The sequence below is a fragment of the Rhodopseudomonas palustris genome, assembly GCF_003591005.1.
Lineage (GTDB): Bacteria > Pseudomonadota > Alphaproteobacteria > Rhizobiales > Xanthobacteraceae > Rhodopseudomonas > Rhodopseudomonas palustris_K.
On the sequence record NZ_QYYD01000013.1, the window covers coordinates 31,953 to 51,742 of the forward strand.

Genomic DNA, 19,790 nt, shown 5'->3' on the forward strand with positions numbered 1-19,790 from the left:
GCCCCGCGCCGCGACGATCCGGAATGCCGACATGCGCCTGCGAATTTCCCACACCACCACCTATCGCTACGAGCCCGCCGCCACCGGTCTGATCCAGGTGCTGCGGATGACGCCCGGCAGCCATGACGGCCAATACGTTGCCGACTGGCAGATCGATATCTCGTCCGATGCCAAGCTCGACATGCACTACGACGCCTTCGGCAATATCACCCACGTGCTGACGCTCGGCGCCACCGAGGATCTCACCATCACGGCCGAAGGCCTGATCGAGACCAACGACACCGGCGGCGTGATGCGCGGCACCGACGAGCGGTTTCCGCCGCAGCTGTTCCTGCGCTCCACCGATCTCACCGAGCCGACTCCGGCGATCGCCGCCTTCACCCGCGAGATCGGCGGCGCCGAGGGCGACGCGATCAGCTTCCTGCATGCGCTGATGTTGCGGCTCAACGAGCACATGACGTTCGACGACGATCCGACGCATTCCGGCACGACCGCGGCCGAGGCGTTCACGCTGCGCCGCGGCGTCTGCCAGGACTACGCGCATGTGTTCATCGCCTGCGCCCGCTCCGGCGGCGTGCCGGCGCGCTTCGTGTCGGGGCACTTCCTGCGCGCCGACGGCCAGGTGCATCAGCAGGCCGGCCACGCCTGGGCCGAGGCCTATGTGCCGGCGCTGGGTTGGGTCGGGTTCGATCCGGCCAACGGCATCTGCTCCACCGACGCCCATGCCCGGGTCGCCATCGGGCTCGACTATCTCGGCGCCGCGCCGGTGCGCGGCACGCGCTATGGCGGCGGGCTCGAGACCCTGACGGTCGCCGTCAAGGTCGACCAGGCCGGCGGCCGGCAGTCGCCATCGCAGTCGCAGTCCCAATCCCAGTCGCAATAGGGACATCGCGCCGACAGCGCGGCCGCGCTTGCGCTGCAAGTTGCGCACAATTGCCGAGTGCCGGGCGGTTTCCCCTGCGCGGCGAAATGCTCTAGTCTGCGCGTCGCCGAGCGCACAGCCGCGCCGGTTTCCCCTGATCGACGGACGTGCCGAGGACGAGATGACTTATTGCTGCGGAGTGCTGGTCCAGGACGGCCTCGTGATGATCGCCGACACGCGGACCAATGCCGGGCTCGACAACATCTCGACCTTCCGCAAGCTGCACGTCTTCAACAAGCCGGGCGACCGCATCATGGCGATCGCCAGCGCCGGCAATCTGTCGATCAGCCAATCGGTGCTGTCGACGCTGACCGAAGGCCTCGAAGACCCCGAGACCGGCACGCGCGAGACGCTGATCGAGGCGCCGACGATGTTCCAGGCGGCGCAGCTGATCGGCCGCGCCATCCGCCACGTCAACGCCACCGAGGCGCAGGCGCTCAAAGCCGAAGACATCAACTACGAAGTGTCGTTCCTGTTCGGCGGCCAGATCAAGGGCGAGCGCATGCGCCTGTTCATGATCTATCCGGCCGGCAATTTCATCGAATGCACCATCGATACGCCGTACCTGCAGATCGGCGAGCACAAATACGGCAAGCCGGTGCTCGACCGCGCGATTACTTACGACGTCGAACTGTACGAGGCGCTGAAGACCAGCCTGATCTCCATGGATTCGACGATGCGCTCCAATCTCGGCGTCGGCCTGCCGATCGACGTTCTCGTCGTCCGCACCGACGTCTGCGACGCCGACCTCAACCACCGCATCGAAGCCGGCGAGCCGTATTTCCACGACCTGCGCTCGCGCTGGTCCGCCGCGCTCCGCGCCGCCCACAAAAACATCCCAAGGCCGCCGTACAAGGACGCGAAGTAGTTCGCCGCAATGGCGCCTATCGTTCCGCTCCCACCTCTCCCCGTCATTCCGGGGCGCGCGCAGCGCGAACCCGGAATCCATAGCCCCTGGCCTCTCAACAGGCCGACGGCCTCTCCCGCCGTGCACACCCACGCCCGTCCGTGGTTATGGATTCCGGGCCTGCGCCCTGCGGGCGCATCCCGGAATGACGAACGTCAAGGCACTGCATCTCCATGAGGGGGCAACGCCAGCGCTGGCGTACGATGACCACCGTTGACCTCCCCGCGGTCAGCGCCATCGCCGCTGCGGTGCATGTCGACTATCCCGAAGACGCCGCGGTGTTTGCCGAGCGTCTCGCGCTGTATCCGCAGGGCTGCTACGTGCTGGCTGAGGAGGATGGCGCCGGCGCGCGCATCGCCGGCTATCTCATCAGCCATCCCTGGACCTTCGCCCAGCCGCCCGCGCTCAACACGATGCTCGGCGCGCTGCCCTCGCCGGCCACCACCTATTACATCCACGACATCGCGCTGCTGCCGGCCGCGCGCAGGAGCGGTGCGGCAGCTGCCATTGTGGCGCTGCTGATCCGGCACGCCGCGACCATCGCCGACAACATCTCGCTGGTCGCCGTGGGCGGAACGTCGCCGTTCTGGGCCGCGCAGGGATTTGCGCGTCGTGCCCATCCGGCGCTGGACGCCAAACTCGCCAGCTATGGCGGCGACGCCTGCTACATGTCGCGCGCCCTCGCCGGCGCACCGTTAGCAGCGCCGCGCTAAAGCGTCGCAGGCGGGGAGCATCTCAACCCAATGCCATCCGCATGCCGGCGCTCGCGTTCTGCCGCAACACCAGCCGATTAACTCTGTTTGCTGTTCCCCCGGCTGCGACGGTCAAAACGTCGGAGCCTCAATGCTAGATTGTCGGTTGTGGTGTACGGCTCGCGGCGCTTGCGAAAACGCCGGAGAGGAAGGACTTGGACGATGACGAGCATGCCCGGCGCAGCGCGAGCGGACGACATACGTTTCGACATCGTGCGCACCGCCGACCGCCTGCAACAGATCGGCGACGCCTGGGAAAGCCTGTGGCAGCGCGCCGATGCTTTGGTGTTTCAAAGCCACGCCTGGGTGTCGGCGTGGTGGGGTGCGCTGCCCGACCCCGAGCGGCGCGAGCTGTTCATCGTGCTGGCCTGGCGCGGCGACGAACTGATCGCCGTGCTGCCGCTGGCGATCAGCCGGCTGCACGGCGTCCGCGTGCTGGAATGGGCCGCCAAGGACTACACCGATTATTGCGATGTGCTGCTGCAGCCCGGCGCCGATCCGGCGCTGGTGCAGCGGCTGTGGGCCCATGCCACCGCCGAGCGCGGCTTCGATGCCGCCTATCTGGGGCATCTGTTGCCGACCGCCGCGGCGATGTCGCTGACCCGCCAGACCGGCAGCAAGCTTGCGCTGCGTCCGCACCACCGCCAGGCCACCAGCCTGCGCGTCGTCGGCCCCTGGGATAGCGGCCAGGCCTGGTTCGGCCAGCAATCCGGCAACGCAAGGCGCAACTATCGGCGCTCGCTGAAGCTGCTCAACGAGGGCGCCGAGGTCAGATTTCGCAGGCTGCCGGAGGGCGAGCCGCTCGGCCCGGCGCTACAGCGCTGCGCCGAACTGAAGCGCGCCTGGTGCGCACGCAACGGCCTGGTCGCGCCGCTGTTCGACGAAGGCTCGTCAATGCTGCCGGCGCTGGCACAGGTGATGGCCGACAAGGGCGTGCTACGCATCTTCACGCTGGAGCGCGACGGCGTGATCGTCGCCATGACCATCAACTTCGTGCAGCACGACACGATGATGGCCTATGTCACCACCTACGACGCCACCTTCGAGCGCAGCTCGCCCGGCTACATCCTGCTGTTCGACTACATCAAATGGGCAGTCGACCACGGTGCCACCACGATCGATTTCCTGTGCGGCGACGAGGACTACAAATATCGCTTCGCCAATGAGCAGGTGACGCTGCCCTCCTTCGTCGGCGGCCGCACGCTGCTCGGCAAGGCGGCGCTGCAATCCGACCGCGTCTGGCACGCCGTCCAGCAATATCGCGCGCGGTCCCAGCAAGCCCCCGCGAAGACCCCCGCCCCGACCGAAGACAAACGCGCGTCCGCCTGAGCGGCTGATCGGCCGACGGCGTGACAACGCACGGCTCCGCTTGTTGCGCGGCCATGCAGCCTCTACGATCGGCACCGGATCATAACGACACAGAAACATCGGGGAGAAACCATGTCCGCAACCAAGATCGCACTCGTCACCGGTGCCGGCACCGGCGTCGGCCGCGCCGCTTCGCTGGCGCTGATGCAGGCCGGCTTCACCGTGGTGCTGGCGGGTCGAAGGTTGGCGCTGCTTGAGGAGACGCAGAAGCTCGGCGAAGGCATCGGGCAAAGCCTGCCGGTGCAGGCCGACATGGCCGATCCCGCCGCGATCGCCGCGCTATTCGACAAGACCGTGGCCACCTATGGCCGGCTCGACCTTCTCTTCAACAACGCCGGCATGGGCGCGCCACCAGTGCCGTTCGAGGATCTGTCACTGCAGCAGTGGCAGACCGTGGTCGACACCAACCTCACCGCGCCATTCCTGTGCACCCAGCACGCCTTCCGCATCATGAAGCAGCAGACCCCGCGCGGCGGCCGCATCATCAATAACGGCTCGATCTCGGCGCACGCGCCGCGGCCGTTCTCGTCCGCCTACACCACGACCAAGCACGCCATCACCGGGCTCACCAAATCGTCGAATCTCGACGGTCGCGCCTATGACATCGCGGTTGGCCAGATCGACATCGGCAACGCCGCCACGCCGATGACCGACCGCATGGTCGACGGCCCCGGCGTGCTGCAGCCCGACGGCTCGACCCGCCACGAGCCGCGCATGGACGCCAAGGCTGTCGGCGACGCCGTCGCCTACATGGCCGGCCTGCCGCTCGACGCCAACGTGCTGTTCATGACCGTGATGGCCACCAAGATGCCGTTTGTCGGGCGGGGGTGAAGCGTCCGCGGACTCTTATCACTTGATTTGCGCAACACCTCCTTCATGGCCGGGCTTGTCCCGGGCATGAAGGGAGAGATCTGAGGACCTAACTCAGCTATGCGAACTTCCGGGCCTACCCCCGGATAAACTCCGCCACCGCCGAATTGCGGCGCAGTTCGGCGAGATCATCGCCACCTGGTAATTGCGGCCTATCACGCGCGGCGTTGACGACGCAGAGGAAGCCGAGGCAGTCGTTGCGATTGGCGCGGAACTGATGCCAGGTCAGCGGCGGAATGAAGACGAGATCGCCGGCCGCGACGTCGCTGATCACGCTACCGACCAGGCACTGCCCCTGGCCGCGATGGATCATCACCGCATGGACATGCGCGTGGCGCTCCAGCGTCGACCAGCCGCCTTCCTCGACTTCGAAGTAACGCCATTCGCAGGCCAGCTTCGGGTCGGCGAACAGCAATTGCCGCGTCACGTCGCGAAACGGCGCCTCAGCAGATTGCTTGTAGGGCATGACGGCGACGCCGTCCCAGCGCCCGGGTGCCGTCTGGGCGCGAACCCCGGGCCTCTCGCCCGCAGGCGTTTCAGCTGGTGACGATGTCGTGCTGTGATTGGCCATGCCGCGCCACCTCCGATGTGAACGACGCCGCCTGCTCGGCCAGCCGCTCGCCGGCGGCGAGCAGGCTGCCGCCGATCAGCAGCATCACGTCTTCACCATAGAACGATAACAGGTCTGCGACGCGGTCGATCGCGATGCCGCCGGCCGGCACCGGCAGGCACGGCCGCATCCCCTCGCAATCGCCGCGCGCCGCCTCTGCCAGCGCGCGGCAGCCCTCGGCGGTCGAGGCGAACCGGCCGCCGGCGTGCGGAAACACCGTGGCGTCGGCGCCGAGCAATCGGAACAGCTTGCCGAGCAGCAGCGGCGGCGCGATCCGCGCGGCGCCGGACATCGCCGGATGCGCCAGCACCACCAGGCCCTCCGCTTCGCACACCAGCGCATGGAAGTTGGACAGTCCGACGATCATCGGGATCAGCATCAGCGCCTCGATGCCTTCGGCACGGATCAGATCGAGTTGCCGCCGCATGGTTTCGAGCGAACCGGAGACATGCGGCGCGTACAACGTCCGCCTGCCGGACTGATCATTGGCGTCGCGCACCGCGCGGCCGACGACGCGAACGCGCTCGGCGAACGGGCTGTAGCTCTGATCAGCGATGCCGTGATCGTCCTTGATCAGATCGACGCCGCCGCGCGCCAGCCGGCCAGCGATGCCCGCCAGCGCCTTCGGCGACAGCCCCTGCGGCTTCAGCGCCGACGCGGTCAGGGCGCGGCCCTGCGCGCCGGTGCGGGCGCGGATTCCCTCGATGCCCTGGCGCGGCCCGCCGAACGCGTCGGCATAAGCGCGCGGCAGCTCGACATCGACCAGCTCGACATCCGGCTGCATCGAAGCGTTGCCGAACAGCATGTTGAGCAGCTGCCCCGGCTCGGGCGGCGCGGTGACGGCGGCAAGCGCGATGCGCACCGCGTAGCGCCCCTCGGCGATCTGTTCGATCCGCGTCACCCGGCCGAGAATCGCATCGCGCACCCACGGATCACCGATCGCCTCGAGCGGACACTCGACGCTCTGCTCGATCGCAAGATACATCGCGCGTTCGGAGATCCGCGCCGCGTCGCTGCTGAGATGATAGGTCGCGATGATGTGCTGGTCGGTCATCAGCGAAGCTCCAGCTTTGGCGTCATCGACCTTAAAGCGCGCCTCGAACTGCAAGCAAGCGCCTCAGCCTCTCCCCGTCATTGCGAGCCAACGGGTCGGCGCGAATCGCCGCCCGATGACAGGCTCCGCGAAGCAATCCAGGGCCCCGTGCACGGCGCTGGATTGCTTCGTCGCTACGCTCCTCGCAATGACGGCGTCTGCGGGGATGGCCTCTATTCCAGCCGCTCGATCTTCCGCAGCGTCGGGAACAGCTTCATCCACAACAGTGCAATCGCCACGGTACCGACGCCGCCCAGCACCGCGGCCGGCATCGCGCCGAATAGCGCCGCGGTGACGCCGCTCTCGAATTGGCCGAGCTGGTTGGAGGCGTTGATAAACAAAAAGTTCACCGCGCCGACGCGGCCGCGCATGTTGTCCGGGGTGGCGAGTTGCACCAGTGAGAACCGGATCACCACGCTGACGGTGTCGGCCGCGCCCATCACCACCAGCGCCAGCACCGACAGCCACAGCCACCACGACAGCGCGAACACGATGGTGGCGACGCCGAACACGATGACGGCCTGAAACATCCGCAGCCCGACCCGGCTGGTGATCGAATATCGGGCGAGCACGATGGTCATCGCCAGCGCGCCGATCGCCGGCGCGGCGCGCAGCACGCCGAGGCCCCACGGCCCGGTGTGCAGGATGTCGCGCGCATAGATCGGCAAGAGCGCCGTGGCGCCGCCGAGCAGCACCGCGAACAGATCGAGCGAGATCGTGCCGAGGATCGCCGGATTGGAGCGGACGAAGCGCAGCCCGGAATAGAGATCGTCGACTTCCGTCGAGACTTCCGTCGGTGCGGCGCGCGTCACCGCGACCAGCGGGATCAGCAGGCTGCCGACGATCCAGAACGCCGCCATGATGGCGTAAGGCAGCGTCGGCGACACCGCATAAGCGAAGCCGCCGATCGCCGGGCCGGTGATCATCGCCAGCTGCGCGACGCCGGTCGATGTCGCGGTCGCGCGCTGCAGCGTCCCGTCCGGCACCACCGAGGGCAGCAGCGCTGCCACCGCCGGGCTCTCGAACGAGGTGGCAATGCCGACCACCGTCATCGCCACGAAAATCTGCGTCACGCTCAGCCAGCCGCCGAACGTACCGAGCGCCAGAAACAGCGCCGTCAGCCCCTGCGCGATCTGGCAGATCTGCACCACGCGCTTGCGGTCGTAATGATCGACCGCATGGCCGGCGACGAACACCAGCACCGCCGTCGGGATGAACTGCACCAGACCGATCATGCCGAGCGCGAACGCGCTCGAGGTCATGTCGTAGATCTGCCAGCCGACCGCGACAGCGGCGATCTGGCTGGCGAAGCGCGAGAACGTGCGCGCGCCGAGATACAGCATCAGCGGGCGATGCCGCAGCAGCGAATCCGAAGCGGTGAGCGTCGTCATGGAATCGCGCGACCGGCTGCGCGGGGCCGAGAATGGGTCATTTCCCATGCCATGCAGCGCCCCGCCCGCAGCGTCAAGCGGCGCTCCGGCACGCCTGCCCCGCACCGGTTGCGGATCGCGACGGCTGCTGCCACCTGCGCACAAAGTCGGTGCGCGGTGCGCCGCATCGAGGCTGGCCTCGCCGCGCCGCATCGGCATAATGGCGCGGGGGACTGATGCTGCAACTGCAATCCGGATTTGGAATTTTCGCACTGCTGATGCTCGCCTGGGCGTTCGGCGAACATCGCGACCGCGTCTCGCTGCGCCAGACCGCCATCGGTCTCGCCGTGACGCTGGCCACCGCCGCGCTGATGCTGAAGCTGCCCGGCGCCGCGCACGCCTTCGGCGCGATCAACGAGGCGGTCGGGGTGATCGGCGCGGCGACGCGCGCCGGCACTTCCTTCGCCTTCGGCTATCTCGGCGGCGCGCAGGCGCCGTTCGACATCAAGGCGCCCGGCGCCGATTTCATCCTGGCGTTCCAAGCGCTGCCGGTGGTGCTGGTGATGAGCGTGCTGACCACGCTATTGTTCTACTGGAAAATCCTGCCGCCGGTCGTGCGCGGCATGGCGTGGCTCCTGGAACGCACGCTCGGCGTCGGCGGCGCGGTCGGGCTGTCGACCGCCGCCAATGTATTTCTCGGCATGGTGGAGGCGCCGCTGTTCATCCGGCCGTATCTGGCGCAGCTCACCCGCAGCGAATTGTTCCTGGTGATGACCGGCGGCATGGCCGGCATCGCCGGCACCGTGCTGGTGCTGTACGCCACGCTGCTGGCGCCGATCCTGCCCGACGCCGCGGCGCATTTCGTCATCGCCTCGGTGCTCGGCGCGCCGGCCGCGATCCTGGTCAGCCTGATCATGCTGCCGGAGACCGAGCCGCGACGGACGGGTGGCGCCCTCGGCGATCCGCAAGGCATCGCGGTCAGCACAATGGACGCCATCGTCAAGGGCACTGCCGCCGGCCTCGAACTGCTGCTCAACATCGTCGCCATGCTGATTGTGCTGGTGGCGCTGGTGTATCTCGCCAATGCGCTGCTTGGCGTGCTGCCGCAGCTCGGCGGCGAAGCGATTTCGCTACAACGGCTGCTCGGCTTGGTGATGGCGCCGGTGTGCTGGCTGCTCGGCCTGCCCTGGCAACAGGCCGTGACTGCCGGTTCGCTGATGGGCATCAAGACCGTGCTCAACGAACTGATCGCCTATGTCGAACTCTCCAAAATGCCGGCAGATGCGCTCGACGCACGATCGCGGTTGATCATGCTGTACGCGATGTGCGGCTTCGCCAATTTCGGCAGCCTTGGCATTATGCTCGGCGGCCTCACCGCGATGGCCCCGGAGCGCCGCGAAGAAATCGCCTCGCTGGGGCTGCGCTCGATCGTGTCGGGGACGCTGACGACGTGTCTGATGGGGGCGGTGGTGGGGGTGATGACGTAGTGGGCGCGTGAAATCAGACGCGCAGCGGCCCGATCACCCTGAGCGAACCGTTTGCTTCGCGGGCCAAATCGGCGAGTGGCGACAACAGGTACGTGCTCATCCAATCCGGGGTTACAGATGTCAGGGTCACGTCGTAGCTGTTTCCGGAGCGTCTCACTTCGCCGACCGGGCTGAGGCCGGACCGCTTGATCGACGTTTTCGTCGAGGTCGTGGAAGTTTTAGCGACCTCGAACAAGGCGCTGTTGTCGAACAGCACAGTGCGTGCGGCGATCGAAGCGGCTCTTGCCAAAAGACTCAATGTGCGGGTGTAGCGTGCCACGATGCGGTCGACGGGCACGTCATGCCCTCCCTTGGCGACTCGATTAGCCACGCGCGCGACATTGATCTCCGGGCGCGACGTGCAAACGAAATACAAAATCACCTCATAGCCGGCGGCGACGGCGCGTGCCATCAACTCGACTTTGCTGGGATGCGACATCACAGTTTCGAAACTGAAATCAATCCGGCTCGCAAGACGCCGCTCCCGCTCGCGATCCGCCATCGCTTGCGCCTGAGCGGATCGCTCCGGCTCACCGAGAGATAGCGTCGTCGCGATCGCATCAGCGTTGATGTAGATGCCGAGATCGATACCCGCCTCGATCAAAGCGTCAGTCAACGTGCTCTTGCCGGACCCATTCGGTCCAGCGATCACGACCATGAATGGCGCGACCCTCAATCACCCGATTCCGCGAACCTTGCCTTTCGCGCGCTCCGGGCGGGGTGGATCCAGCAGCACGATCTCCCCGGAGGGGTGAAGCTCCGCCAGCTTGGGGAGAGTGCGACCGCCCTCAGAGACATCGACCATTCCGGTCACCGTCAGGCCCGCCGCCAACGTTTCCGATACCGCTTGGCGCGCGGCGGCAGCGCCGAGTTCGGAAAGTTCTTGCAGCGACAAATCACCGGCACGCTTGCGCATCGCCGCGCCTCCTGTATCCAAAGCGTTCAGGCCATCTCAAGATAAGACACTTCACCCTGGAAAGCGAGGTCAGCGCCACCGCCTCAATGCAGCCTGAACACGCCGTCGACGGCGCGCAGTTCGGCCGGTTTGATCAGCTTGGAGTGCGCGACCGTTACCGAGAACAACGGGCCTTCGAGCTCCTTTTCCCAGAACGCCAGGAAGTCTTTCAGAGCGGGAAAGTGCGGGAACAGGTCGTAGTCCTGCCAGGTGTAGCTCTGCAGCAGCCAGTGCCGATCGGGCCGGCGATAAAGAATCTCCGCCGTGGTCAGACCGTAGCCGAGCACCTGTTTCCTGAAGTCTTCAGAAACTGCACCTTTTCCGTCCATGCCAACCTCCTGGGTAGAGCGCATTCAGCAAAAGTGGGTCCGGTTGCGTGTCGATGTGCCCTACAGCTGTCCTTCCGGCCTGACCGGGTCCGGGGGTCCACTTCCCGGCCGGGCCGCGTTTAAATCTGCCGCGACGATGCTCATCATCACAAGCTCAAAAAATTAACGTTATGTTGAAAACGCAAGCGTTAGCAGCGACTTAGTTCAAGTGCTAACACGCCGCGCGAAGCCTGACCGGGACCGGGCGAGCCCCGGCCGTTAATCCTGGTTCGTGGAACTGGCAGAAGTTTCACCCGAGTGCCAATTTTTCTGCTAGCCACCCTTGTCACTCCGAAAGCTCTGGATTATCTCCTCTGTGTCGCGCTGGCACTCGTCGGGTGCGACTGCTAATTCCAGAAATTCTGAAATCTTTTCAGAAACTTAGGAGGATCTGCATGAATTTCCGTCCGCTTCACGACCGCGTCGTGGTCAAGCGCATCGACGCCGAAGAGAAGACCGCTGGCGGTATCATCATTCCTGACTCGGCCAAGGAAAAGCCCTCGCAGGGCGAGATCGTCGCCGTCGGCCCTGGTGGCCGCGATGAAGCCGGCAAGCTGATCCCGATCGACCTCAAGGTCGGCGACCGGGTGCTGTTCGGCAAATGGTCGGGCACCGAAGTCAAGATCGACGGCAAAGAGCTGCTGATCATGAAGGAAAGCGACATTATGGGCGTCATCACTGACGTCGGCGCCAAGAAGAAGGCGGCCTAAGGCTTCGCCTCGCCCTCACCCTGAGGCGCCGGCGCAGCCGGCATCTCGAAGGGTGAGCATCGTCCACGTTCATCGCCTCGCCCTTCGAGATGCCGCCCTCACCCCTCGGGTCCGGTCGGCTCCTCGGGATGAGGACACAACGATCCAACCCAAGGGAAACCTCTTATGTCCGCTAAAGAAGTCAAATTCGGCGTCGACGCCCGCGACCGCATGCTGCGCGGCGTGGACATTCTCGCCAATGCCGTGAAGGTCACGCTCGGCCCGAAGGGCCGCAACGTCGTGCTCGACAAGTCGTTCGGCGCGCCGCGCATCACCAAGGACGGCGTCACCGTCGCCAAGGACATCGAGCTCGACGACAAGTTCGAGAACATGGGCGCCCAGATGGTGCGCGAAGTCGCCTCGAAGTCGGCCGACGCCGCGGGTGACGGCACCACCACCGCGACCGTGCTGGCCCAGGCGATCGTGCGCGAAGGCGCCAAGGCCGTCGCCGCCGGCATGAACCCGATGGATCTGAAGCGTGGCATCGACCTGGCGGTGGAAGCCGTCGTCGCTGACCTCGTCAAGAACTCCAAGAAGGTCACCTCGAACGACGAGATAGCCCAGGTCGGCACCATCTCGGCCAATGGCGACGCGGAGATCGGCAAGTTCCTCGCCGACGCGATGAAGAAGGTCGGCAACGAGGGTGTCATCACCGTCGAGGAAGCCAAGTCGCTCGAGACCGAACTCGACGTTGTCGAGGGCATGCAGTTCGACCGCGGCTACATCTCGCCCTACTTCGTCACCAACGCCGACAAGATGCGCGTTGAAATGGATGACGCCTACATCCTGATCAACGAGAAGAAGCTGTCGAGCCTGAACGAGCTTCTGCCGCTGCTCGAAGCCGTCGTGCAGACCGGCAAGCCGCTGCTGATCGTCGCCGAAGACGTCGAAGGCGAAGCGCTGGCCACCCTCGTCGTCAACCGTCTGCGCGGCGGCCTCAAGGTCGCGGCCGTCAAGGCTCCGGGCTTCGGCGATCGCCGCAAGGCCATGCTGCAGGACATCGCGATCCTGACCGGCGGGCAGGCGATCTCGGAAGACCTCGGCATCAAGCTCGAAAACGTCACCCTGCAGATGCTGGGTCGCGCCAAGAAGGTGATGATCGACAAGGAAAACACCACGATCGTCAACGGCGCCGGCAAGAAGCCGGACATCGAAGCCCGCGTGGCCCAGATCAAGGCGCAGATCGAAGAGACCACTTCGGACTACGACCGTGAGAAGCTGCAGGAGCGTCTGGCCAAGCTCGCCGGCGGCGTCGCGGTCATCCGCGTCGGCGGCGCGACCGAGGTCGAGGTCAAGGAGCGCAAGGATCGCGTTGATGACGCGATGCACGCCACCCGCGCCGCGGTCGAAGAAGGCATCGTCCCGGGCGGCGGCGTCGCGCTGCTGCGCGCTTCCGAGCAGCTCAAGGGTCTGCGCACCAAGAACGACGACCAGAAAACCGGCGTCGAGATCGTGCGCCGCGCCCTCTCCGCGCCGGCCCGCCAGATCGCCATCAACGCCGGCGAAGACGGCTCGGTGATCGTCGGCAAGGTGCTCGAGAAGGAGCAGTACACTTGGGGCTTCGACTCGCAGAGCGGCGAGTACGGAGACCTGGTGAAGAAGGGCATCATCGACCCGACCAAGGTGGTCCGCACCGCGATCCAGAACGCCGCGTCGGTCGCAGCCCTCTTGATCACAACCGAAGCGATGATCGCCGAACTGCCGAAGAAGAACGCCGGCGGCCCCGCGATGCCCCCGGGCGGCGGCATGGGCGGCATGGACTTCTGATCCGGCCGAACAGTCGCAGAGACAACGAAGCCCGGCGGAAACGCCGGGCTTTTTGTTGTAGCCAGCAAGCACACTCTCTCGTTCGTCATTCCGGGGCGCGCCACCGGGTCCGGCCTCCGGCCGGCCCGCTGACAGGCTCCGCGCGAGCCCGAAATGACGGGGAGAGGCATGCTATAACCTCGCTCAGTCATCGTAGGATGGGTTGAGCTCTTCGCGAAACCCGTCATCGACCATGCCAGCGGCCGCATGGGTATCGCTGCGCTCAACCCATCCTACGATCGGCTATCGAGAGCAAATTTCGGAGGTCGCCCTCCGCAAGACCGGACAAGCCCATGACCGACCTCCCGCCCCACCTCGCCCAACTCGAAACCGAACTCGCCGACATCGGCGCCGAGGCGCTGCAGCTCGAAGAGCTCGACGGCTTCATCGCCGCGCTGCTGGTGTGCCCGGAGATGATCGCGCCCGGCGACTGGCTGCCGGCGCTGTGGGGCGGCGATGCGGACGAGCCGGCGCCGTTCACCGATCTCGATCACGCCAACGCAGTGTTCGCGCTGATCATGCGGCACTACAACGACGTCGCCACGACGCTGGCCGACCATCCCGAGCGCTACCAACCGCTGATGCTCGGCATCGGCACAGGAGACGTCGTCTGGGAGACCTGGATCGACGGCTTCGGAGCGGCCTTGGACATGTGGCCGGAGCATTGGGAGCGTCTGCAGGACGCCGACGAGGCGACTCGCGCGGCGTTCCACGGTCTGTCGCGATTGGTCGACATTTCCGCCATGATGGCGGACATCGACGACGCAGAACGCGAAGCCCTGAACAAGACGGCCGATGCCAAAGTCGCCGGCTGGGTTGTCACACTGAACGCATGGCGGACCGCCCACGATCCCGCGTCCCGCACCATCGAATGGGGCCCCCCACCGCCGCAGCCGCTGCCAGCTGCAGCGAAGCGCACCAAGATCGGCCGCAACGAACCCTGCCCGTGCGGATCGGGGAAGAAGTACAAGCGGTGTTGCGGGATGGAGTGAAAGGCTTCTTGCTCGGCTGTAGCCCGACTAATCACCCCCGCATCGCAGCGCGCTCCCTCTCCCGCTTGCGGGAGAGGGTTGGGGTGAGGGCGACGCAGGCATTGAGCTGATTTTTCGCGGAGCGGAGGGCCCTCACCCGCCGCACTACGCGCGTCGACCTCTCCCGCAAGCGGGAGAGGTGCGCTCGGCCGCGCGGCGAGCGTTCCCCTACTCCCCGGCGTGCTTCAAAATCGCCTTGAGCAGCCCCGGAAACCGCGCGTTGATATCCGCCTCGCGCACCACGTTGCGATGCTCGACGCCCTTTTTGGTGGTGTGGATCAGGCCGGCTTCGCGCAGCACGCGGAAATGGTTGGAGAGCGTCGATTTGGGGATGTCGCACGGCGACGCCGCCGTGCACGACATGCAGGCGGGTTCGGTCAGCAGGCCCTGGATGATCTGCAGCCGCACCGGATCGGCCAGCGCGGCGAGCACGCCGGCGAGCGTGATGTCCTGACGGGCCGGATGCACGAACTGAACCATGCAAAAGATATAGGCGCCCCCTTGCGCTGGTTCAATAGTCCCATATTTCCGAACTACCGATCCAGCGAACGATCGCGGATCGACATCAGGGGATTTTGACCATGACCAAGACTCTGCAAGGCAAGGTGGCGCTGGTGACCGGCGCGTCGAAGGGCATCGGCGCGGCGATCGCGCTGAAGCTGGCGGCCGAAGGCGCCGCGGTGGCGGTGAATTACGCCTCCGGCAAGGACGGCGCCGACGCCGTGGTGGCGAAGATCACCGCCGCCGGCGGCAAGGCGGTCGCCGTGCACGGCAACCTCGCCGAGCCCGGCGATGCGACGAAACTCGTCGACGAAACCGTGAAGGCGCTCGGCAACATCGACGTGCTGGTCAACAATGCCGGCGTCTACGAGATGCGGCCGCTCGACGCGATCACGCCGGAGCACTTCCATCGCCAGTTCAACGTCAACGTGCTCGGCCTGCTGCTGGTGACCCAGGCGGCGGCGCGGTCGTTCAACGACGGCGGCAGCGTCGTCAACATCTCGTCCGGCGCCTCGACGCTGGCGATGCCCACCTCCGCGGTGTACGGCGCCACCAAGGCGGCGGTCGACCTGATCACCGGCGTGCTCGCCAAGGAACTGGCGCCGCGCAAGATCCGCGTCAATTCCGTCAATCCCGGCATGGTCGTCACCGAAGGCGTCAAGGCCGCCGGCTACGACAGCGGCGAGATGCGCGGCCAGATCGAAGCCATCACCCCACTCGGCCGCGTCGGCGAAGCGAGTGAGATCGCCGACGTCGTCGCCTTTCTGGCGTCCGACGGCACCTCCTACGTCACCGGTGAAACGCTGCATGTGACGGGCGGGCTGAAGTAGGCGGATTGCTCGAAGTCTGCAAAGCGACAACCCGCGCTGCAGCGTGCTTCCCTCTGCCACTTGCGAGAGAGGACTGAGGTGAGGAACTCCAGGCGCTGAGTCAGCATGCGCGGAGCGGAGTGCCCTCACCCGCCGCGCTGCGCGCGTCGACCTCTCCCGCAAGCGGGAGAGGTCGCGCTCGGCATCGCGGCGCTGCCGTTCATTCGTTCGCTGACGCCGCGGACAGTGCGGCTCGATTCATCACCCCGCATCGCAGTGCGCTCCCTCTCCCGCTTGCGGGAGAGGGTTGGGGTGAGGGAGCCCCAGGCACTGACTCAGCACGCGCGGAGCGGAATGCCCTCACCTGGATCACCAGATAATCCACCGCGTACAGCGTCCGGCTCAGGGGATCGCGGAGAGCTGGCGATACGATTAGCAGCGCCGTCGGCAGCGCGCGTCCGCGAGCGTACCCAATATATCGTCACGCGAGGCCATTGCCGCTTTCCCGCCATGGTTCCTTCACCAGCAATTCATTCCTCGCTGGCCAAGGTCGAGAAGGTCGTTCGACCATGATCAGCATCAGTTTGAGGAGAACGCTTGTGAAGAAGATTGCTTTGGGAGTGGCCGCCGCCCTTGTGCTCGGCCTCGGCGCGTTCAGCGGCGCGGCGTCGGCGGCGCCTGCTTCGCCGGCGAAGAGCAGCATCGCGCAGCCGCTGACCGACGTTTCGGCGCAGCGTTACGTCGAGCGTCGTCGCGTCATCCGCCGTGGCCCGCACTGCACGGTGCGCAAGGTCGTGACCCGCGGCCCTTACGGCAAGCGCATCGTTCGCACGTCGCGGGTCTGCCGCTGATCGTTCGACCGTTCCGCGCTCCGATCTGCGGCGCGGCGATGACTTCGGAGCGGATCCCACGGGGTCCGCTCTTTTGCGTTCTAAACGAAGATACGCAGCGATCGTCTACCAACGTTCGAAGCTGCGGCGCCCCCAACCTTCGTCATCAACTTCGGACTGGGCAGCCGCAGGCTGCTGTTGCTGCGGAGACTGCCCCTGGCGCCGCGCAGTTCGCTGCGATGGCTGCACCCTCTCCTGCGGCGGATTGAAGACGACATAGCACGCCGGACTAAGCCGCGGCCCCGCGGCGCGCAGACAACTCTCGATTCGACCCGAGTCCGGAATGAACTGCCCGCACAGCCGGAACGCGTCGGGCATGCAAGCTTCGCGCTGCGCTTGAGTGCCGCGCTCCTGAGCGAACGCGACGCCGCCGCCGAGCAGCGTGGTGCAGGTGATGATGCCGACGAGAACTCGTGACGCCATGGTCGATCCTCCAATGAGATCGACCAATCGCTGGAATCCGGGAATGGTTCCGGCTTCAAACGTCACACATCGTAACAACGAAACGCGCGAGCCGTCGCGCGCCGCGTAGCAGACACGGCTGCAGCCGCGTCAGGTCATGCTGGCGACGACCACCAGGCGCTTGACCTCGCCGCGTTTGAACGCCTGCAGGAAGGCGTTGTAGTCCTTGAACGACACGCAGCCGTTGGAATCGCCACGGGGTCCGAGCATGTAGGTGTGGGCGAGCAGGCCGGTGCGGCCGTGGATCATGTCCTCGCCGCCGACCGGCGTGAGGCGGATCGCGGCGACGCCGTGGAACAGCGCTTCGCGCATCTTCATGTCGTAGATGTGCGGCGGGGTGGCGCCGTGCATCCGGACGTTGACGTGGCGCGGATCGTCCATCTTGGGACCGAGCCCGGAATGCGCCTCGAGCTTGGTACCGTCCGGCATGTACACGGTCTTGGCGGTGATGTCGTAGACCGCGGTGTAGCGATCGTCGTCGGACGGGCTGAAGGCTGGGTCCTTGGCTTCGCCGGTCGAGGTGACGCCGGCTTCGGCCGAGGCATAGGCCAGCGCCGGGGCGTCGGGCTTGCCGAACAGCTTGTCGAAGAAGCTCGACTTGCTCTCCGACTTCTGCGCCATCAGCACCGCCTTGGCGCGGGCGACGAGGGCTTCCTGGCTGAACGGATTGCGGGTGGGTCCGGGGGCGACGCGGCCGTTGGCCTTGCGCTCCGGCGGCGTCGGCACCGCCATTGCCAGCTTCACTGGCGGCGGCGCCGGGACGAGACCAACGGCGCGCCTGCCGGCGTCGGGCTTGATCGCCTCGGCAATCGCCGCTTCGGCATCGGCGGGAGCCGCCGAATTATTTTGGGTGGGCTTGAACCTGTCCGGCTCGAAACCGAACGAATAATTGGCATCGAGCAGCGCGTAATAGCGATGGCCCGATTTGCTCTGCGGCGGTGCGGCGTTGGCGGCCTGCACGCTCGAGGTGACTGGGACGTCGCCGGGATCGGCGGAAGCGACCTGAACGCCGGCGCCCTGCTTGGCGACCGCGTTCTTGTAGGCCAGATGCGCCATCAGGCTCGGCGCAGCGGCGGCCGCGGCGGCGAGCGGCTCGAAACGTGAAGCGAAGTCCGACCGCGCGGTGCGGGTGACGGGCTCGTCCCCCCATGCGCCAATCGACGGATAGACGCTGGCGCCGACCGTGTTGGCATACACGGTCCAGACACAGCCGATCACCGGCAGCGCGACAGCGATCGCGCCGAGCGATTTACGAAAACCCATCAAGCGGGCCCCACGTTGGTTGGGCAGCGAACGCGCCCTTGAACCGACAGTCATACGCCAAGCACCCAGACATCCCCACAGGCTCTGCGATGCTTCGGAACGATCTTACCGCACGCAGATGTGGCAGAACAGAGGAACGCGATTAAGGCGTGTTTTAGTTAAATGCCGCTTAAGCGCGGACCGGGCGGACCATGCGCCGCAGTGGTTAACGGCTTGTAAAGCCTCAGCACCCCGTCAGTCTTTTCGTGAAAACAAAGGCTTAACGTTCAAACTGAGCCGCACGGGAGGGTCTCGACGGCACCAGGGCACCGCCGCGAGCCTGGTCAAGCCCACTCGGCGGACGGGCGGGCTGCCTACCGGAGGATGAAAATATTTTCAGCTTCGCTCCCGAAAGTGCCCTGCCTAGCCGTAGCGAAGCTTCGGATACCAATCCTGACCCCGTCCCTCCGGGGTGCAGTCGAGAATCGTCCACAGCGGCATCAGGTCGGGGGCGCCACCCGGGTCCTGGTCGGGGTCGGCGCTGGTCGCGAACATCTCGCCGGCCCAGAAATGCCGGATCGTGCCATCGCGGCGGCTGAACACGTTGAATGCCGCGTCGTCGCCGCCGTCCGGCAAGACGCCGCCATAGTCGCGGCTGTAGGCTCCGGTGAGATCGGCGAACAGAGGCAGATGCTGCCAGCCTCGTTGCCGCTTGAAGGCGAGCAACCGCGGCAGCGGCGAACGGGCGACGATCGCCAGTGCGACTCGTTGCGTGAGGTCCGGCACCTCACCATCCCAGGCGCTGAGCAGCGAGGTGCACATCGGGCACGGCTCGGCACGCTGTGGGCCGTACATGTAGCTGTAGACCACCAATGTCGGCTTGTCGCCAAACAGACCCGCGAAGCCGGTCCGGCCGCCCTCCCCTTCGAAAGCGTAGGTGCCGGTGACTTCGCCACCCGGCGGCAATCGCCGGCGCTGCTCGGCGACGCGCTCGATATGACGGCGCAATTCGATCTCCTCTGCGAGCAGATCGATGCGTGCGCGGCGATACTCCGCGCTTTCATTGGGAAAGCGGGCTTCGGCGAGGCGAGCGAGTTCAGTGGCGGGCTTCAGCGTCATGACGATCCTCCGGCACGGGTGAACATTTGCCGAGGACGAACGAGACGGCGGCGATCCGACAGATGTCGGAGTCCCCGCACATGCCACCCGATGGCATGTCGCTTGCTTTGCGGCGGCGATATCGCTGTTTGGGGTTAGGAATGTCGGATTCGTTCGATCGCTATGTCAGCTTCAAGAACTGCAACTGGGAGGTTCGATCGGAGCGCGTGATGGCGCGATTGCAGACTCACATCGACGCCGCGGAGAATCCCTTCTGGGCTTACTTCGCGCAAAAGCGCGTCGAACTGCGCGACAAGCAGGGGCTCGACGATCTGCGCGTGCTCCACAACTATCTGCCGACTCTGCGTGAACTGCTCGAGGACAACGGCGACCTCGAGACGCTGGCGATGCTGGAAGAACTCGAGATGCACCTGATGTAGCGCCTTGCAGAGCCTGGGCCG

22 protein-coding genes are annotated in these 19,790 nt (G+C 66.0%); 12 read left to right on the top strand and 10 right to left on the bottom strand.

The window, feature by feature from the left end; translation table 11 throughout:
* Positions 1-31: 31 nt before the first annotated feature.
* The 5 genes from D4Q52_RS13840 to D4Q52_RS13860 all read left to right on the top strand — a co-directional run bounded on the left by D4Q52_RS13840 (position 32) and on the right by D4Q52_RS13860 (position 4,780).
* Positions 32-883, top strand: a complete 852-nt coding sequence (locus tag D4Q52_RS13840; RefSeq protein ID WP_119857158.1) for a transglutaminase family protein — start codon at positions 32-34, stop codon at positions 881-883.
* Between the two features lie 160 nt (positions 884-1,043).
* A complete protein-coding gene (locus D4Q52_RS13845) occupies positions 1,044-1,790 on the top strand; it encodes a proteasome-type protease (protein WP_119857159.1) in 747 nt (248 codons plus the stop codon).
* Positions 1,791-2,032: 242 nt separating this feature from the next.
* Entirely contained in the window at positions 2,033-2,542 is a 510-nt protein-coding gene (locus D4Q52_RS13850; RefSeq protein WP_234831195.1) for a GNAT family N-acetyltransferase, read from the top strand.
* A gap of 201 nt (positions 2,543-2,743) precedes the next feature.
* Positions 2,744-3,910 (top strand): GNAT family N-acetyltransferase, encoded by a 1,167-nt coding sequence (locus D4Q52_RS13855; protein WP_119857161.1) that lies wholly within the window; start codon positions 2,744-2,746, stop codon positions 3,908-3,910.
* A gap of 111 nt (positions 3,911-4,021) precedes the next feature.
* Positions 4,022-4,780: an SDR family oxidoreductase gene (locus D4Q52_RS13860; RefSeq protein WP_119857162.1), complete on the top strand. Its 759-nt coding sequence runs from the start codon at positions 4,022-4,024 to the stop codon at positions 4,778-4,780.
* Between the two features lie 115 nt (positions 4,781-4,895).
* On the opposite strand, the gene D4Q52_RS13865 is transcribed toward D4Q52_RS13860, so the two are convergent.
* From D4Q52_RS13865 to D4Q52_RS13875, 3 genes are all read right to left on the bottom strand, one after another.
* Positions 4,896-5,390 carry a cupin domain-containing protein gene (locus tag D4Q52_RS13865; RefSeq protein ID WP_119857163.1) on the bottom strand — a complete coding sequence of 165 codons (495 nt, stop codon included), beginning with the start codon at positions 5,388-5,390 and terminating at the stop codon, positions 4,896-4,898.
* Entirely contained in the window at positions 5,356-6,483 is a 1,128-nt protein-coding gene (locus D4Q52_RS13870; protein WP_119857164.1) for a RuBisCO large subunit C-terminal-like domain-containing protein, read from the bottom strand. Before D4Q52_RS13870 ends, D4Q52_RS13865 begins: the two co-directional genes overlap by 35 nt.
* 212 nt (positions 6,484-6,695) lie before the next feature.
* A complete protein-coding gene (locus D4Q52_RS13875; RefSeq protein WP_119857165.1) occupies positions 6,696-7,913 on the bottom strand; it encodes an MFS transporter in 1,218 nt (405 codons plus the stop codon).
* Between the two features lie 215 nt (positions 7,914-8,128).
* Between D4Q52_RS13875 and D4Q52_RS13880 the strand changes: the two genes are divergently transcribed.
* Complete coding sequence (locus D4Q52_RS13880) at positions 8,129-9,379, top strand: NupC/NupG family nucleoside CNT transporter (protein ID WP_119857166.1); 1,251 nt, start codon at positions 8,129-8,131, stop codon at positions 9,377-9,379.
* Between the two features lie 13 nt (positions 9,380-9,392).
* Here the strand turns inward: D4Q52_RS13880 and D4Q52_RS13885 are convergent, their stop codons facing one another.
* From D4Q52_RS13885 to D4Q52_RS13895, 3 genes are all read right to left on the bottom strand, one after another.
* On the bottom strand, positions 9,393-10,076 hold the full coding sequence (locus D4Q52_RS13885) for a zeta toxin family protein (protein WP_234831196.1): 684 nt from the start codon (positions 10,074-10,076) through the stop codon (positions 9,393-9,395).
* A gap of 18 nt (positions 10,077-10,094) precedes the next feature.
* Positions 10,095-10,334 carry a hypothetical protein gene (locus D4Q52_RS13890; RefSeq protein WP_119857168.1) on the bottom strand — a complete coding sequence of 80 codons (240 nt, stop codon included), beginning with the start codon at positions 10,332-10,334 and terminating at the stop codon, positions 10,095-10,097.
* An 83-nt stretch (positions 10,335-10,417) separates the two neighbouring features.
* Positions 10,418-10,702 carry an usg protein gene (locus D4Q52_RS13895; protein ID WP_119857169.1) on the bottom strand — a complete coding sequence of 95 codons (285 nt, stop codon included), beginning with the start codon at positions 10,700-10,702 and terminating at the stop codon, positions 10,418-10,420.
* Positions 10,703-11,136: 434 nt separating this feature from the next.
* Here D4Q52_RS13895 and D4Q52_RS13900 point away from each other — a divergent pair, with 434 nt between their 5' ends.
* The 3 genes from D4Q52_RS13900 (at position 11,137) to D4Q52_RS13910 (ending at position 14,288) form a co-directional block, all read left to right on the top strand.
* Positions 11,137-11,451, top strand: coding sequence for a co-chaperone GroES (locus D4Q52_RS13900; RefSeq protein ID WP_119857170.1), 315 nt, complete (start codon positions 11,137-11,139; stop codon positions 11,449-11,451).
* Positions 11,452-11,616: 165 nt separating this feature from the next.
* Complete coding sequence (groL, locus tag D4Q52_RS13905) at positions 11,617-13,257, top strand: chaperonin GroEL (RefSeq protein WP_119857171.1); 1,641 nt, start codon at positions 11,617-11,619, stop codon at positions 13,255-13,257.
* Positions 13,258-13,589: 332 nt separating this feature from the next.
* Positions 13,590-14,288, top strand: a complete 699-nt coding sequence (locus D4Q52_RS13910) for a UPF0149 family protein (RefSeq protein ID WP_119857172.1) — start codon at positions 13,590-13,592, stop codon at positions 14,286-14,288.
* Between the two features lie 207 nt (positions 14,289-14,495).
* On the opposite strand, the gene D4Q52_RS13920 is transcribed toward D4Q52_RS13910, so the two are convergent.
* Positions 14,496-14,807: an ArsR/SmtB family transcription factor gene (locus D4Q52_RS13920; protein WP_119857173.1), complete on the bottom strand. Its 312-nt coding sequence runs from the start codon at positions 14,805-14,807 to the stop codon at positions 14,496-14,498.
* Positions 14,808-14,908: 101 nt separating this feature from the next.
* Here D4Q52_RS13920 and D4Q52_RS13925 point away from each other — a divergent pair, with 101 nt between their 5' ends.
* Both D4Q52_RS13925 and D4Q52_RS13930 read left to right on the top strand, forming a co-directional pair.
* Entirely contained in the window at positions 14,909-15,658 is a 750-nt protein-coding gene (locus D4Q52_RS13925) for an SDR family NAD(P)-dependent oxidoreductase (protein WP_119857174.1), read from the top strand.
* A gap of 578 nt (positions 15,659-16,236) precedes the next feature.
* Complete coding sequence (locus D4Q52_RS13930; RefSeq protein WP_119857175.1) at positions 16,237-16,488, top strand: hypothetical protein; 252 nt, start codon at positions 16,237-16,239, stop codon at positions 16,486-16,488.
* Between the two features lie 105 nt (positions 16,489-16,593).
* Here D4Q52_RS13930 and D4Q52_RS13935 read toward each other — a convergent pair whose 3' ends face one another.
* The 3 genes from D4Q52_RS13935 to D4Q52_RS13945 form a co-directional block, all read right to left on the bottom strand.
* Positions 16,594-16,950 (bottom strand): hypothetical protein, encoded by a 357-nt coding sequence (locus D4Q52_RS13935; protein WP_119857176.1) that lies wholly within the window; start codon positions 16,948-16,950, stop codon positions 16,594-16,596.
* Between the two features lie 129 nt (positions 16,951-17,079).
* On the bottom strand, positions 17,080-18,306 hold the full coding sequence (locus D4Q52_RS13940) for a DUF2778 domain-containing protein (protein ID WP_119857177.1): 1,227 nt from the start codon (positions 18,304-18,306) through the stop codon (positions 17,080-17,082).
* 348 nt (positions 18,307-18,654) lie between these two features.
* Positions 18,655-19,350: a DUF899 family protein gene (locus tag D4Q52_RS13945; RefSeq protein WP_119857178.1), complete on the bottom strand. Its 696-nt coding sequence runs from the start codon at positions 19,348-19,350 to the stop codon at positions 18,655-18,657.
* Between the two features lie 140 nt (positions 19,351-19,490).
* Here D4Q52_RS13945 and cowN point away from each other — a divergent pair, with 140 nt between their 5' ends.
* Positions 19,491-19,769, top strand: a complete 279-nt coding sequence (cowN, locus tag D4Q52_RS13950) for a N(2)-fixation sustaining protein CowN (RefSeq protein WP_119857179.1) — start codon at positions 19,491-19,493, stop codon at positions 19,767-19,769.
* Positions 19,770-19,790: the final 21 nt, after the last annotated feature.

Bases quoted from the DNA above. Each gene is read 5' to 3' on its own strand.
- D4Q52_RS13845 (WP_119857159.1), top strand. From the start codon at position 1,044: ATGACTTATTGCTGCGGAGTGCTGGTCCAGGACGGCCTCGTGATGATC.
- D4Q52_RS13940 (WP_119857177.1), bottom strand. From the start codon at position 18,306: ATGACTGTCGGTTCAAGGGCGCGTTCGCTGCCCAACCAACGTGGGGCC.
- D4Q52_RS13935 (WP_119857176.1), bottom strand. From the start codon at position 16,950: ATGGCGTCACGAGTTCTCGTCGGCATCATCACCTGCACCACGCTGCTC.
- D4Q52_RS13855 (WP_119857161.1), top strand. From the start codon at position 2,744: ATGACGAGCATGCCCGGCGCAGCGCGAGCGGACGACATACGTTTCGAC.
- D4Q52_RS13870 (WP_119857164.1), bottom strand. From the start codon at position 6,483: ATGACCGACCAGCACATCATCGCGACCTATCATCTCAGCAGCGACGCG.
- D4Q52_RS13885 (WP_234831196.1), bottom strand. From the start codon at position 10,076: ATGGTCGTGATCGCTGGACCGAATGGGTCCGGCAAGAGCACGTTGACT.
- D4Q52_RS13910 (WP_119857172.1), top strand. From the start codon at position 13,590: ATGACCGACCTCCCGCCCCACCTCGCCCAACTCGAAACCGAACTCGCC.
- D4Q52_RS13850 (WP_234831195.1), top strand. From the start codon at position 2,033: ATGACCACCGTTGACCTCCCCGCGGTCAGCGCCATCGCCGCTGCGGTG.
- D4Q52_RS13875 (WP_119857165.1), bottom strand. From the start codon at position 7,913: ATGACGACGCTCACCGCTTCGGATTCGCTGCTGCGGCATCGCCCGCTG.
- D4Q52_RS13945 (WP_119857178.1), bottom strand. From the start codon at position 19,350: ATGACGCTGAAGCCCGCCACTGAACTCGCTCGCCTCGCCGAAGCCCGC.
- D4Q52_RS13865 (WP_119857163.1), bottom strand. From the start codon at position 5,390: ATGGCCAATCACAGCACGACATCGTCACCAGCTGAAACGCCTGCGGGC.
- cowN (WP_119857179.1), top strand. From the start codon at position 19,491: ATGTCGGATTCGTTCGATCGCTATGTCAGCTTCAAGAACTGCAACTGG.
- D4Q52_RS13925 (WP_119857174.1), top strand. From the start codon at position 14,909: ATGACCAAGACTCTGCAAGGCAAGGTGGCGCTGGTGACCGGCGCGTCG.
- D4Q52_RS13840 (WP_119857158.1), top strand. From the start codon at position 32: ATGCGCCTGCGAATTTCCCACACCACCACCTATCGCTACGAGCCCGCC.
- D4Q52_RS13900 (WP_119857170.1), top strand. From the start codon at position 11,137: ATGAATTTCCGTCCGCTTCACGACCGCGTCGTGGTCAAGCGCATCGAC.
- D4Q52_RS13895 (WP_119857169.1), bottom strand. From the start codon at position 10,702: ATGGACGGAAAAGGTGCAGTTTCTGAAGACTTCAGGAAACAGGTGCTC.
- D4Q52_RS13920 (WP_119857173.1), bottom strand. From the start codon at position 14,807: ATGGTTCAGTTCGTGCATCCGGCCCGTCAGGACATCACGCTCGCCGGC.
- groL (WP_119857171.1), top strand. From the start codon at position 11,617: ATGTCCGCTAAAGAAGTCAAATTCGGCGTCGACGCCCGCGACCGCATG.
- D4Q52_RS13880 (WP_119857166.1), top strand. From the start codon at position 8,129: ATGCTGCAACTGCAATCCGGATTTGGAATTTTCGCACTGCTGATGCTC.
- D4Q52_RS13890 (WP_119857168.1), bottom strand. From the start codon at position 10,334: ATGCGCAAGCGTGCCGGTGATTTGTCGCTGCAAGAACTTTCCGAACTC.
- D4Q52_RS13860 (WP_119857162.1), top strand. From the start codon at position 4,022: ATGTCCGCAACCAAGATCGCACTCGTCACCGGTGCCGGCACCGGCGTC.